The sequence below is a fragment of the Promicromonospora sp. NPDC050262 genome (genome assembly GCF_040655935.1).
In the GTDB taxonomy this organism is placed as follows: domain Bacteria; phylum Actinomycetota; class Actinomycetes; order Actinomycetales; family Cellulomonadaceae; genus Promicromonospora.
In genome coordinates this window covers 108386-121965 of record NZ_JBFAKX010000010.1, presented here as the reverse complement: position 1 = coordinate 121965, position 13580 = coordinate 108386, and the positions used below count along the sequence as shown (strand labels likewise).

At 69.4% G+C, this 13580-nt stretch carries 11 protein-coding genes; 6 read left to right on the top strand and 5 right to left on the bottom strand.

Annotated elements, in window-relative coordinates; genetic code table 11:
* Positions 1-70 precede the first annotated feature (70 nt).
* The 5 genes from AB0I29_RS16525 to AB0I29_RS16505 all read left to right on the top strand — a co-directional run bounded on the left by AB0I29_RS16525 (position 71) and on the right by AB0I29_RS16505 (position 6175).
* Positions 71-1942, top strand: coding sequence for a protein kinase family protein (locus AB0I29_RS16525; protein WP_357483265.1), 1872 nt, complete (start codon positions 71-73; stop codon positions 1940-1942).
* A 227-nt stretch (positions 1943-2169) separates the two neighbouring features.
* Positions 2170-3165 carry a thioredoxin-disulfide reductase gene (gene trxB, locus AB0I29_RS16520; RefSeq protein WP_285100552.1) on the top strand — a complete coding sequence of 332 codons (996 nt, stop codon included), beginning with the start codon at positions 2170-2172 and terminating at the stop codon, positions 3163-3165.
* A 67-nt stretch (positions 3166-3232) separates the two neighbouring features.
* Complete coding sequence (gene trxA, locus AB0I29_RS16515; protein ID WP_182619852.1) at positions 3233-3559, top strand: thioredoxin; 327 nt, start codon at positions 3233-3235, stop codon at positions 3557-3559.
* Between the two features lie 182 nt (positions 3560-3741).
* Positions 3742-5052, top strand: a complete 1311-nt coding sequence (locus AB0I29_RS16510) for a PLP-dependent aminotransferase family protein (RefSeq protein WP_357483260.1) — start codon at positions 3742-3744, stop codon at positions 5050-5052.
* Between the two features lie 97 nt (positions 5053-5149).
* Positions 5150-6175, top strand: a complete 1026-nt coding sequence (locus tag AB0I29_RS16505) for a D-alanine--D-alanine ligase (protein ID WP_357483257.1) — start codon at positions 5150-5152, stop codon at positions 6173-6175.
* A gap of 107 nt (positions 6176-6282) precedes the next feature.
* Here the strand turns inward: AB0I29_RS16505 and AB0I29_RS16500 are convergent, their stop codons facing one another.
* Positions 6283-7563 carry a ParB/RepB/Spo0J family partition protein gene (locus tag AB0I29_RS16500; RefSeq protein WP_357483253.1) on the bottom strand — a complete coding sequence of 427 codons (1281 nt, stop codon included), beginning with the start codon at positions 7561-7563 and terminating at the stop codon, positions 6283-6285.
* A 94-nt stretch (positions 7564-7657) separates the two neighbouring features.
* Complete coding sequence (locus tag AB0I29_RS16495; RefSeq protein ID WP_357483250.1) at positions 7658-9727, bottom strand: AAA family ATPase; 2070 nt, start codon at positions 9725-9727, stop codon at positions 7658-7660.
* 623 nt (positions 9728-10350) lie between these two features.
* Here AB0I29_RS16495 and AB0I29_RS16490 point away from each other — a divergent pair.
* Positions 10351-10848 (top strand): hypothetical protein, encoded by a 498-nt coding sequence (locus AB0I29_RS16490; protein ID WP_285100556.1) that lies wholly within the window; start codon positions 10351-10353, stop codon positions 10846-10848.
* 113 nt (positions 10849-10961) lie between these two features.
* Here the strand turns inward: AB0I29_RS16490 and rsmG are convergent, their stop codons facing one another.
* From rsmG to yidC, 3 genes are all read right to left on the bottom strand, one after another.
* Complete coding sequence (gene rsmG / locus AB0I29_RS16485; RefSeq protein ID WP_357483247.1) at positions 10962-11633, bottom strand: 16S rRNA (guanine(527)-N(7))-methyltransferase RsmG; 672 nt, start codon at positions 11631-11633, stop codon at positions 10962-10964.
* A 112-nt stretch (positions 11634-11745) separates the two neighbouring features.
* Positions 11746-12300 (bottom strand): R3H domain-containing nucleic acid-binding protein, encoded by a 555-nt coding sequence (locus AB0I29_RS16480; RefSeq protein ID WP_357483244.1) that lies wholly within the window; start codon positions 12298-12300, stop codon positions 11746-11748.
* A gap of 11 nt (positions 12301-12311) precedes the next feature.
* Positions 12312-13544, bottom strand: coding sequence for a membrane protein insertase YidC (gene yidC / locus AB0I29_RS16475; protein ID WP_357483241.1), 1233 nt, complete (start codon positions 13542-13544; stop codon positions 12312-12314).
* Between the last annotated feature and the right edge of the window lie 36 nt (positions 13545-13580).

The window sequence follows — 13580 nt, the reverse complement described above, 5'->3', positions numbered from 1 at the left end:
CATGGCGACGGTGCGTGACGGTCGTGGTCACGTACCTGCTACTGTCCCCCGACCGAGCAAGGAGGTCCGCGTGAGCACTGTCGAGCCTGGCACCGTGCTGGTCGAGAGATACCGACTGCGCCAGCAGGCGTCCACCGACCTTGCCGCGGCGACCGCCTGGGAGGCGCACGACCTGATCCTGGACCGCGAGGTCCGCGTCACCCTCGTGACCGGGCCTTATACCGGCGACGCCCTGGACGCCGCCCGGCGTGCGGCACTCGTGACCGACCCCCGCCTGGTCCGCGTGCTCGACGCCGGATCCGACTCCGACGGCCGCAAGTACGTGGTCACCGAGCCCTATACCGGCACCACGCTGACCGAGATCATCTCGAGCGGCCTCGTGGACGGACAGCAGGCCCGTGCGATCGTCGGCGAGGCGGCCACCGCCCTCGGCGTGGCGCACACCCGCGGCGTGCACCACGCCGCGCTCCGCCCGGAGGCCGTGCGGGTCGACGGTCACCAGGTCCGCGTCACGGGCCTCGGGCTCGACGGCGGCCTCGCCTCGGGCGACACGCTCAACGTCAAGCCGGCGGAGCTCGACGCCCAGGGCCTCGTGGCGCTCCTCTACTACGCGATGACGGCGCGCTGGCCCGGCCAGGACCTCGAGGCCGACTGGATCGCGAAGGACACCCTGATCCCGCTGCCCGCGCAGCTCGACGACTCCGGCGCCGTGGCGCCTCTTTCCAGCTTGGTCCCGCACGTGGACACCGAGATCGACGCCCTGGTGGCCCGGACGTTCGACACGTCCGGCGGCACCGAGGGGCCGAAGAACCCCGACGACGTGACCGCGGCTCTCCAGCCGTGGGGAGAGGTTTCCGTAGTGGCATCGCTGCCTGGATTCGTGCAGCCCGAGCCGGAGGAGCCGCGGCGGCAGTCCATCGCCGAGGCTTTCGGAGGCGAAGGAGTTCCGCCCGCGCGGCGCCCCGTCACCGGCCGGATCGCACGTACCGACGAGACAATGGCCATGGGAGCGGGCGGCAATGTGCCCGCCGGCTATCCCGAGCCCCAGAACGACTACACCTACGAACCGCAGGCCTACGGCCAGCACGCGCCCGTGCCTCCCCCGCCGCCCGAGGCGGCTCCGGCCGGCTACCCGCCGGCGGGCTACGACCAGTACGGCCAGCCCGTCGCACAGGCCCAGCCCGGCTACGACCAGGCGCAGTACGCGCAGCAGCAGCCGCAGCAGTACCCCCCGCAGTCCTACGCGCCGGGCGGCTACGACCCCAACACCGGCGGCTACTACGAGCAGGACGGCGGGTTCGCCACCCAGCCCGCGCCCAAGCGCGGCGGCGTCAACCCGACGCCGATCGTGCTCGGCCTCGTCGGCGTGGCCGTCGTGGCGGGCCTCATCTGGGCCATCAACGCCGTCCTCTCGCCGACCCCGGACGTGATCGCCGACGCGACGCCGTCGCCGACGGTCTCCACCTCCGCGGGCGCGGACGGAGGCAGCAGCGAGCCGTCGGCGCCCACCGAGACCGAGGCGCGTCCGGTGATCGACTCCGGGACGCTCCTGGGTGAGCTCGACTGGGAGGGCAGCACGCTGGACCACCCCGAGGCGGTCGAGCGGGCCTTCGACACGGACCCGGCGACGTTCTACTTCACGACGACCTACCAGCGGGCGGCGTTCGGCGGGTTCAAGGACTTCCTCGGCATGGAGCTGCGGCTCCGCGAGCCGGCGTCGGTCTCCAAGATCGAGCTGCTCACCAACACCCCCGGTGGCAAGGTGCAGATCCTCAAGGGCGGCGAGGGCGGCGAGGTGCTCGCCGAGGGCACCTTCGCGGAGACCACCACCTTCGAGCTCCCGGAGCCCGTCGTGAGCGACTCGTTCACGATCTGGGTCACCGAGCTGCCGCAGGTCTCCGACGGTTTCCGGCTCGAGCTGAGCGAGGTCGTGCTGAGCTGACCAACGGTCGTCACCGACGACCACGAGCACTACGGAACGCCGGCGGGTCCGAACCACATCATGTCGATGGTTCGTTCCCGCCGGCGTTCTTTCGTGACAGGATCGGCTCGGAAACCGGACGCATCGACGAATGTCGATGCAGTGTGGTGAGATTCACGTCCACGACCGAGCCGTGCCGGGCGCGGGCTGGAACACTGGGACCCGCTCGCGTGTTGTTGCGTGTGCCCATGGAACTCGAGGAGAACACCTTGACCGAACAGACCACCGCTCCGGCCGCCGGCACGACCGACGCCCCCGTGCTCGACGTCGTCATCGTCGGGTCCGGCCCCGCGGGCTACACCGCGGCCATCTACGCGGCTCGTGCCGGCTTCGCGCCCGTGGTCATCGCGGGTTCGGTCACCGCGGGCGGCGCGCTGATGAACACCACCGAGGTCGAGAACTTCCCCGGCTTCCCCGCCGGCATCCAGGGCCCTGACCTGATGGAGGCCATGCGGGAGCAGGCCGAGAAGTTCGGCGCCAAGGTCGTCTGGGACGACGCGGAGCAGGTCGAGCTGACCGGCGACGTCAAGACGATCGTGACGGGCGGCGGCGACACCTACCGCGCCCGCTCCGTGATCCTGTCGACCGGTTCGGCGTACCGCGAGCTGGGCCTGCCCGACGAGAAGCGGCTCTCCGGCCGCGGCGTCTCGTGGTGCGCCACCTGTGACGGCTTCTTCTTCCGCGACCAGGACATCGCCGTCGTCGGCGGTGGCGACTCCGCGATGGAGGAGGCGACGTTCCTGACCCGGTTCGCCTCGAAGGTGACCGTGGTGCACCGCCGCGACGACCTGCGCGCCTCGAAGATCATGGCGGAGCGCGCCACCGCGGACCCGAAGATCGAGTTCGCGTGGAACAGCGAGATCGCCGGCATCACGGGTGACAACAAGGTCTCCGGGCTCAGCCTGCGCGACACCGTCACCGGCGAGGTCCGGGACCTGGACGCGACGGGCCTGTTCGTCGCGATCGGTCACGAGCCCCGCACCGACCTGGTCAAGGGCCAGGTCGACCTCGACGAGAACGGCTACATCCTCGTGGAGGGCCGGAGCACCCGCACCAACCTTTCCGGCGTCTTCGCCTGCGGCGACGCCGTCGACCACACCTACCGCCAGGCGATCACGGCCGCCGGCTCGGGCTGCTCCGCGGCGCTCGACGCCCAGGCGTTCCTCGACTCGCTGAACGACTGATCTCCGGCCGGCTACCACCGGCCCGCCCCACTCGGCCCCCGCGGGGCCATGAACAAGGAGATGCTGGATGAGCACCATCAAGGTCACCGACGACACCTTCAAGACCGAGGTCCTCGACTCTGACATTCCTGTCTTCGTCGACTTCTGGGCTACCTGGTGCGGCCCGTGTCGCATGGTCGCGCCCATCCTCGAGGAGCTTTCCGACGAGTACGAGGGCAAGATCAAGATCGTCAAGATCGACACCGACGAGAACCGTCAGACCGCGATGGACTACGGCATCGTCTCGATCCCGACGCTCAACGTCTACAAGGGCGGCGAGGTCGTGAAGTCGATCATCGGCGCCCGTCCGAAGCGCGCGCTGACCGAGGAGATCGACGAGGTCCTCGCGGGCTGACCGCCCGCCGCCGCATCACCGAGCGCGTGTCCGGCCCACCCGAAACCGGGTGCGGCACCGGGCACGCGCTCTTCGTTCACCCTGGTGCGAAGCCCGGCCCCCGCCGGGGGGCCGCGGAGTCTCACCGTTTCGCTACGAACGGGTACTGGGTCGAGCACACGGTGCGTGCGAGACTGGCGTGCGTGAACGAGCTTCCCGAGACTGCAGGTAACCGCCTCGACCCGTGGTTCGGTTCGTACGCGGCGCGAGCGCACGGCATGCGCGCCTCGGAGATCCGAGCGCTCTTCTCGGTGGCCAACCGCCCCGAGGTCGTGTCACTGGCGGGCGGGATGCCGTACCTCGAGGGCCTGCCGCTCGACGTCATCGCCGACACGATGCAGCGCCTCATCGCCACCAAGGGCACGACGGCGCTCCAGTACGGCTCGGGCCAGGGCGAGGAGGTGCTCCGCGAGCACATCACCCAGGTCGTCGCCCTCGAAGGCGTCTCCGCCCATCCCGACGACGTCGTGGTCACCACCGGCTCGCAGTCCGCGCTCGACCTCGTGACCCGCATCTTCGTGGACCCGGGCGACGTGGTCATCGCGGAGGCGCCGTCGTACGTGGGTGCGCTGGGGGTCTTCCGGTCGTACCAGGCCGACGTCGTCCAGGTGCCGCTCGATGCGGACGGCCTGGTCCCGGCGGAGCTCGACGCCACGCTGACCCGCCTGGCGGCCCAGGGCCGTCGCGTGAAGTTCCTCTACACCGTCCCGACCTTCCAGAACCCGGCCGGCGTCTCGCTCTCCGCCGAGCGACGCCCTCAGATCCTGGAGATCTGTCGCCGGCACGGCGTGCTCGTGGTGGAGGACAACCCGTACGGACTGCTCGGGTTCGACACCGAGCCGATGCCCGCGCTGCGCTCCTACGACACCGACGGCGTGCTGTACCTCGGCTCGTTCTCCAAGACCTTCGCCCCGGGTTACCGCGTCGGCTTCGTCATCGCACCGCACGCGGTACGCGACAAGCTCGTGCTCGCCAGCGAGTCCGCGGTCCTGTCCCCGTCGAACGCCTCCCAGCTCGCCGTGGCGACGTACCTGGAGACGTGCGACTGGAAGGCCCAGATCAAGGCGTACCGCGAGACGTACCGCGAACGACGCGACGCCCTCGTGGGGGCGCTCGGCGAGTACCTGCCCAGCGCGTCGTGGAACGTGCCGAAGGGCGGTTTCTTCGTGTGGGTGCGGCTCCCGGAGGGCCTCGACGCGCGGGCGATGCTGCCCCGCGCCGTCACCGCCCGCGTCGCGTACGTCCCGGGCACCGCCTTCTACTACGACGGCAGCGGCTCCGACCACATGCGCCTGTCCTTCTGCTTCCCCACCCCGGAACGCATCCGGGAGGGTGTGCGGCGGCTGGCCGGCGTCGTCAACAGCGAGTCCGAGCTGGTGCAGATCTTCGGCACCGCCGCACAGCCCGGCACCGACACGGACGACGTCGAAGGCCCCGCTCCCGACCTGGCGTGAGCCTCTCCCGTGTCAGACCCGCAGGTCACCCCGGTGATCTGGGGGTCTGACACGATGGCAGCTGACCGTTCTCCCCTCCCGACCGAGTGAGTCCTCGATGACCAGTCCCACCCCTGTCCCGACCGAGCCCGCCGCGCCAGGCGCGCCGCTCGCCCCCGAGCCGCACGACGCCGGGCGCCGCTCGCCCCTGGTGGTCGTCCTCGCCGGCGGACTGTCGCACGAGCGGGATGTCTCCCTGCGCTCCGGGCGCCGGGTCGCCGAGGCGCTGCGCGCCACCGGCCTGGAGGTCCTGCTGCACGACGTCGACGCCGACCTCCTGTCGTTCCTGCGCACGACACGGCCCGACGTCGTCTGGCCGCTGCTGCACGGCGCCTCCGGTGAGGACGGCTCCGTGCGCGACGTGCTCGACATGGTCGGACTGCCCTACGTCGGCACGGGCCCGCGCGCGAGCCGCGTCGTCTGGAACAAGCCGATCTCCAAGGCCGCGCTGCTCGACGCCGGGCTCGCGACGCCCGACTACGTGACGCTCCCCCAGAGCCTGTTCCGGGATCTCGGCGCGCGACCGGTGCTCGACACGATCCTGCGGCGCATCGGTCTTCCCCTGGTGGTCAAGCCCACCGAGGGCGGCTCCGCGCTCGGTGTCACCGTCGTGACCCGCGCCGAGGACCTGCCCCGGGCGATGGTGGAGTGCTTCGCGTACGGCGAGACGGCGCTGGTCGAGCGGGCGATCGACGGTGTGGAGCTCGCGGTCAGCGTGATCGAGGGGGCCGACGGTCCCGAAGCCCTCCCCGCGGTGGAGATCGTGGCCGACGGCGGGTACGACTACGCCGCACGCTACGTGGCCGGCGAGACCGAGTTCTTCGCGCCCGCCCGGCTCACCCCGGAGCAGGCGGAGCTGGTTTCGGACGTCGCGGTGCGCGCACACCGCGCTCTGCACCTGCGGCATATCTCGCGCACCGACATGATTCTCGACCGGTCCGGCACGGCGCACGTGCTCGAAGTGAATGTCGCGCCAGGTATGACAGAGATGTCGCTTCTGCCCCAGGCGGTCGCCGCGAGCGGGCACGAACTGTCGGCGCTGTACCGAGCGATCGTCGACCGGGCTCTGGTGGCGGCGCGCTAGATCGCGAACACCGCGCGCCGGTGCACGGTGCTGACGCGAACGGCTCCGGGCCGGCATCCCTCGTGGGGTGCCGGCCCGGAGCCGTTCGCCTGCGGTTCGCGTCCGTTTCAGTCGTCGGACGACGGCCGGAGCAGACCGCGCTCCTCGGGCGCCATGACGTTGAGGATGCGGTTGAGGTCCTCGACCGAGGCGAACTCGACGGTCATACGGCCCTTGTTCTTGCCGAGCGCCACCTTGACCCGCGTCTCGAAGCGGTCGGAGAGCCGGGTCGCCAGCTCGTCCACCGCCTCGCTGCGCGTCCCGGCCCGCGGCGCCTTGCGCGCCTTGGTGCCGTTGCCGTCGGACTCCGTGAGCATCACGATCTCCTCGGTCGCCCGTACCGAGAGACCTTCCGACACGATCCGCTGTGCGAGCCGCTCGATCTCCGCGCCGTCGCTCAGGCCGAGAAGGGCGCGCGCATGGCCGGCCGAGAGCACGCCCGCGGCAACGCGGCGCTGCACCAGCGGGGGCAGCCGCAGGAGGCGCAGGGTGTTGGAGATCTGCGGGCGACTGCGCGCGATCCGATTCGCCAGCTCCTCGTGCGTGCAGTCGAAGTCGTCGAGCAGCTGCCGGTAGGCGGCGGCCTCCTCGAGCGGGTTCAGGTTCGAGCGGTGCAGGTTCTCCAGCAGCGCGTCCCGGAGCATGTCGCCGTCGTCGGTGTCGCGAACGATCGCCGGGATGGTCTCCAGCTCAGCGGCCTGCGTCGCACGCCAGCGGCGCTCGCCCATGATGAGCTCGTACTCGCCCGGGTGGTCCTTGTCCGGGCGGACGACGATCGGCTGGAGAACACCGATCTCCTTGATCGAGTCGACCAGCTCGTCGAGGTCGCCCTCGTCGAAGACCGTGCGCGGCTGCCAGGTGTTGGGCCGGATAGCGGTGACGGGGAGCTCGGCGAACCGCGCACCCGGCACTGGGACCAGATCCGGTGTTTCACGTGAAACGGCTTCGGGTGCGCTCTCCTCCCGGCTGAAGAACGCGTCGTCCAGTGCCGAAGCCCCGTTGCCCTCACTCGCTTCGTTGGCGACCGACAGCCGCCCGCTGGCGATCGCGGAGTCCCACTTCACCGTGCTAGGACGAGGCCCCGTGTTCTTGGGCGCGGACTTCTTCTCCGTGACCTGCTCGGGAGCCTGCCCCGTGATCGTGTCGGCCGAGGCGGTGCTCACCGACACATCGTCCGTCAGAGCCACATCAGGAGCAGGACGCTCCTCGACGACAGTTGCGACCGAGCCGCCCAGCACGCTGTCCGCGCCGTCCGACTCCCCCGCTGCGGAAGCCCGCTCGTCCAGCTCCGGACCCGTCGGGATCAGGGCGCCCAGGCCCCGCCCGAGCCCGCGTCGCTTCGCAGTCATCGTGTCTCCTCGTCGGTTCCGGTCCGGCGCTGAGCTCGGACGGGCTTCATCTCATACAGGGGATGCAACGCATCTCGTTCATCACTGCCGAGCATCAGTCCTGTGCTCCGACCGGCTCCGCCTTCATCGCACGGCGCGGGCTCGATCCGCCCTGACCGCGCTCGGCCAGTTCTCGGGACGCCTGAAGATACGCGAGTGCCCCCGTGGATGTCGCGTCGTAGGTCATCACCGTCTGGCCGTAGCTCGGCGCCTCGGAGATCCGGACCGAACGCGGGATCGTCGTCTTGAACGTCTCGGCAGGAAAGTGCGACCGCACCTCCCCCGCCACCTGCTGCGCCAGGTTGGTCCGTCCGTCGTACATCGTCAGCAGGATGGACGAGACCCGGAGCTCCGGGTTGAGGTGGGAGCGAATCAGGTCGATCGTCTTCAGCAGCTGACTCAGGCCCTCGAGCGCGTAGTACTCGCACTGTACGGGGATGAAGACCTCGCGGCCCGCGACGAACGCGTTCACGGTCAGGAGACCAAGACTCGGCGGGCAGTCGATGAGCACGTAGTCGATGCGCTCCTCTCCCGCGGCGACCCTGTCGGCCAGGTACTTGTCGAGCGCCTTGCGGAGTCGCGTTTCACGTGAAACAAGGGAGATCAGCTCGATCTCGGAACCCGACAGGTCGATCGTCGCGGGGACGCCCCAGAGGTTGGGGATGTCCGGGCACTGCTGAATCGTGTTCGCGAGGGGCTCGCCCTCGACGAGGATCTCGTAGACCGAGGGCGTCCCCGCCCGGTGCTCGATCCCGAGCGCCGTCGAGGCGTTGCCCTGGGGGTCGTTGTCGATCACGAGGACGTTCAGGCCGGACTGCGCGAGCCCGGCCGCGATGTTGACCGTGGTGGTCGTCTTGCCGACGCCACCCTTCTGGTTGGCGACCGTGATGATGCGGGTCTTCGGCGGGCGCGGGAACTTCCGCCCCTGGAGCTCGATGCGTCGGCGAGCGTCCATTGCGAGCTCGGCGGCGACAGGAGTCGTATCGTCAACGGCCGGGACGGTCGCGATGAGGGCCGATCGCCGCTCGTCATCGCCACCGTGCGGGCCGCCCGTGGGCTGCTGAGTGCCATTGGGCGTCTGCACGGACCCGGTCGTTTCACGTGAAACACCGGGAGCGGAGAGGCCCTGCACAGGAATCGGATCCGTCACGCGGACACTGTAATCGCTGGCCCCGGCTTCTGGCTTGGCCTCCGAGGCGGTTTCTCCGTCGAAATGTGTGAATTCGGCATCGACGAAGTCCACCATCTCGTCGTCGACGGTCATGGTGGTCGAGCTGATCACCGCCGGGGCGGCATTCACTGCCGCGTCGAGTGCCTCAGTTGCCCGCTTGATCGCATCCGCCGGGATCGGGCGGCGCGAGGGCAGCTCCTCCATCAGATCAGGATCGTCGGCCGCCACCTCCGACAAGGGCCGCCCGTCGATCTGATCCGACGTCGGCTCCAGCACTTCCGTCATCTCGTGGGTCTCCAGAACCTCTGCCACCTCGGTGGCCTCTTCGTCGCCGGCCAAGGCCGACCTCGTTACGGACTCGATCAGCTGGCTGAGCTCAGCCACGTTCTTTCCCTCGGGGTCTGGCTTGTCCTGCCCCCAGACCTCGTCGCGCGGACGACCGCTCACGATCTCGGCCGGCGGCGGTGCCATGTCCTGGGACGACGGCACGCTCGTGCCCTCCCCCGGGCGTTCTTCCAGCTCGTCCACGGTGGACGTCGAAGCCGCCGGAGCACCATTCGCCTCGCTGGACGGCTCGGCGCCGGCCCGCCTGTCCCGCACTTCTTCGACCGATGTACTGGAGGTGTCTGACGAAGCTCCGTCGCCGGCCGCGGTGGTGGTCGAGACCTGCGCCGCGGGGTGTGCCTCTGTCGTTGCCTCCGATGCAGCTTCTGCGCGGGCGTCCGGGGCATCGCTCCCGGCGCTGTCCAGGTCTGCACTCGCAGTCCCGGTCGGGGCGGCGACGCCTGGCGATCCTTCCGGAGACTCGTCCGCGACCCGGCCGGGAGCTTCTCCCGCGACGGCCGCTCCAACAACCGCCGCGCCCTCGGCCGGGTGCTCGGCGGACATCGTGTCGGGTGCATGTTCCGCCGCCGGTTCAAACCCGACCGGCGGCCCATCGGTCAGCCCTGCCACAGAGGGCGAAGCTGACGGCGCCGCTCGCGACACGGAGTCCACCGGCGTGGCGTCGTCCGGGACCGCCACCGCCGATTCCGAAGCGGACGAGTCGGGCGTATCTGCCTTGGCGGCGGACGCCGCCAGAGCCGCAGCCGCCGCCGCTCGCTTGGACTTTCGTCTGAAGAAGCACACCCGTGTAACGCTACGGTCGGGTGCCTGTTCGAGCGTGCCGAAACGCCGTCGCGGGCGGGATCAGATCGTGGTCGACCGGCCGCATTGCGCATGGTGCGCCACGTCAGGTTGAGAGCCCGATGCATCCGGGCATCGATGCGACAGTCGGCGCCCCCGCGTACCGCCCATGGCGGGCTCGCTGTCGCCCGGATCGCTACAGCTCGGTTTCACGTGAAACGCGTCCGACGCCATGGCAACTTCCTCTGCCGAGAACGGCACGCGCTCCGCTCCGTTCCACATCGGTTCCCCTGTTTCACGTGAAACGGGCCCACCCCAAGAACGGCGTCCATCCGGGTCGCCATCCCCGCCGACCCGTCGCCGCTATGTCTGAACTGGTATGCCCAGACCCGTCCCGTCTCCATCTATCCTCGAATCGCCCAGGTACGTCTGACTCCACGCAGGGAGGCGTCTTGTCCGGACCCATCACCCGAGCCACCGCACTGATCACCGCGTTCACAGCGGCGCTCGTGCTCGCCTTCGCGGCCCCCGCCAGCGCCGCGACGTTCCTCACTCATGCACAGGCGACCGCTCAGCTCAGCGCGGCCGGCATCTCCTGGACGTCGAGCGGCGGATGCAGCAACCGCAACGTTGCCACCTGCACTTCCTTCGAGCAGGTCCGGCAGACCACGATCGACGGGATCAAGACGTTCCGCTCGGCCAGCGGATGTGCCATCACGATCACCGGCGGCACCGAGACCGGACACTCGAGCGGCACGTACAGCCACTGGAACGGCTACAAGCTCGACACCCGGCAGAGCACCTGCATCGACAGCTACATCAGCAACAACTTCACGTACGTCGGGTACATCTCCGGCTGGGGCTACCAGTACCGCTCCGGCGCCGGGAACCTCTACACCGACGAGGGCAACCACTGGGACATCCTCTACTACAACTGTGGCGGCTGCTGAGACCCGCCGACCAGCCCGACGCGCTGAGCGCTGGGACATCCGAAAACCAGGAACGGGAGCGATCGCCACCGGCGATCGCTCCCGTTCCACGTGAAACATGAGTGCCGGGCGATCTACTTCCCGCGACGCACCCGGACGATCGTCGTGGACTCGACGCCCTCCACGGTGGTCCCCTCGAGAATCTCCGGATCCCCCGTGGCGTACCTCCTCAGCACCTTTCGCGCAGGCTCGACCTCCTGAGCCACGTTGCGCCCCTTGAGGATCACCAGCTCGCCACCCACCCGGACGAGAGGCATGCTCATCCGGACCAGCTTCGACAGTGCGGCGACAGCCCGCGAGGTGACGGCGTCCGCCTCGAAGGCATCGTGGTACTCCTCGGCTCGCCCACGCTTGATCTCGACGTTCGTCAGTCCGAGCTCGGCGACGACCTCGGCCAGCCACGTCGTCCGTCGCTCCATCGGCTCGACCAGGATCACCTGGAGCCCGGGCCGCATCACCGCGATCACGATGCCGGGCAGCCCGGCACCCGACCCGATGTCGGCGACCGATCCGGTTGCGGGAAGGTACGGCACGACCGCCGCGGAGTTGAGGATGTGCCGCTCCCAGATGCGCGGTACCTCACGAGGTCCGATCAGTCCGCGCAGCTCTCCCTGGTCACGGAGCAGCTCCGCGAAGCGCACCACGCCGTCGTAGGCGTCGCCCAGGTACGTCTTGACCGCCTCACTGGCGCCGAGCGTCTCGCCGTCGAACACCTCGGCATCGGTCGAGCCGGCATCCCCTGCCACGTCAGAACCTTCCACGTCCCGTCCTCCACTTGCTGTCGAAAGAAGCCAAACACACCGAGGGCCGGTGCACGTCCTCGGGACGTACACCGGCCCTCGGCCGAAACCCACCGGCTCAGTCGGTGACCGCGGCCGCCGTTCCAGCCGGCTGGACCACGACGTACCGCTCCGGCTCGACTCCGCGTGAGTCGCTCACCAGGCCCGCCGCGGCGACGGCGTCGTGCACGACCTTGCGCTCGAACGCGTTCAGCGGCTCGAGCTCGACCTCGGCGCCGGACTCCTGCACCTGCTCGACGGCCCGATCAGCGATCCGGGTGAGCTCGACACGACGTGCCGCCCGGTAGCCGCCGATGTCGAGCATCAGCCGGCTCCGGTCCCCCGTCCGGGTCTGCACCGCCAGGCGGGTGAGCTCCTGCATCGCGTCGAGCACCTCGCCCTCACGACCGATCAGGTGCGCGAGCGACTCGGGGTCGTCGGCGACCACCTCGACCGCCGCGCGGTCGTGCTTGATGTCCAGGTCGATGTCGCCGTCGAGGTCGGCGATGTCGAGGAACTCCTCGAGGTAGTCGGCGGCGATCTCGCCCTCCTCCTCGAGGCGCTTGGTGCGGTCCTCCGGATCCGCGACCGTGGCCGCGGGATCGGGTGCGGCCGTACCTGTGCTCGCGTTCATCGCGTCTCCTCCTACTTCTTCTGCTTGCGCTTGCCCGACGACGCCGGGGTCGCCCCGGGCGCGGTGCCGGACTGCTTGGGCTTCGATCCGGGCTGCGTGCTGGACTGCTTGGGCGAGCCGGACTGCTTCGGCGTACCGGACTGCTTGGACGTGCTCGACTGCTTCGGCGTGGCGGCCTGCTGCTTGCCGGTCGATCCATCGGTCGATGCGTCGGTCGGCGCATCGGCCGGCGCGTCGGTCGCGTCCTGCGGAGCGGACTGAGCGAGCGCCGGCCGCGTGGGCTCCGGACGGGCCCCGCCCTTCTGCCGGTTCTTCCGCTTGGGCTGGACGCGCTGACCGCTCTTCGGCTCCTCGACCACCGGGACGTCCTCCTCGATGACCCCGCCGTTCCGAGCAGCCTTGCGCGCGGCCTTCGCAGCCTGCCGCTCCTTCATCTGCTTCTCCGCGACGGAACCAGGCGTCGGCATCCGCTTGATCGTGTAGTACTGCTGGCCCATGGACCAGAGGTTCGTCACGGTCCAGTAGATCAGCACACCGACCGGGAAGTTCACGCCGGAGATCGCGAAGACGATCGGCAGCATGTAGAGCATCAGCTTCTGCGTCTGCGCCATCGGGCCCTCGAGCGCCGACGGCGGCATGTTCTTCATCGTCAGCTGGCGCTGCGTGGTGAACGTCGTGACGCTCATTGCGACGATCAGCACGATGACCACGATGCGCGAGGTCATCGAGTCCGTCTGCAGGAAGACGTCGCTGAGCTGGGCGCCGAACAGTGTCGACGACTCGATGTCGCTGGCGACCTCACGCGTGATGGGGCCGATCGGGTCCTGGGCACCGGTCGAGATCGGCTCCAGGCCGTTGAGCACCCGGAACAGGGCGAAGAAGATCGGCGACTGCAGCAGGATCGGCATGCAGGAGGCGAACGGGTTGGTCCCGTGCTTCCGGTACAGCTCCATGGTCTCGCGCGTCATGTTCTCGCGGGACGCCGGGTCCGTCTTGCCCTTGTACTTCTTCTGGATCGCCTGCAGCTCTGGCTGGATCATCTGCATCCCGCGCGAGGCCTTGATCTGCTTGAAGAAGAGCGGGATCAGTGCCACACGGATCACGATCACCAGCGCGACGATCGACAGCACCCACGCGGTCCCGGGGCCGCTGGACATCCCGAGAGAGGTGAACAGCCAGTGTGACCCGTACATGATCCAGGCCACGACCCACTCGATGGGGTAGAGGAAGGCGAAGAAGTCCATCGGTCAAGAAGCTCCAGAGTTGGTGACGCGAAGTCT

Bases quoted from the DNA above. Each gene is read 5' to 3' on its own strand.
- AB0I29_RS16480 (WP_357483244.1), bottom strand. From the start codon at position 12,300: ATGAACGCGAGCACAGGTACGGCCGCACCCGATCCCGCGGCCACGGTC.
- AB0I29_RS16500 (WP_357483253.1), bottom strand. From the start codon at position 7,563: ATGACTGCGAAGCGACGCGGGCTCGGGCGGGGCCTGGGCGCCCTGATC.
- trxA (WP_182619852.1), top strand. From the start codon at position 3,233: ATGAGCACCATCAAGGTCACCGACGACACCTTCAAGACCGAGGTCCTC.
- yidC (WP_357483241.1), bottom strand. From the start codon at position 13,544: ATGGACTTCTTCGCCTTCCTCTACCCCATCGAGTGGGTCGTGGCCTGG.
- AB0I29_RS16505 (WP_357483257.1), top strand. From the start codon at position 5,150: ATGACCAGTCCCACCCCTGTCCCGACCGAGCCCGCCGCGCCAGGCGCG.
- trxB (WP_285100552.1), top strand. From the start codon at position 2,170: ATGGAACTCGAGGAGAACACCTTGACCGAACAGACCACCGCTCCGGCC.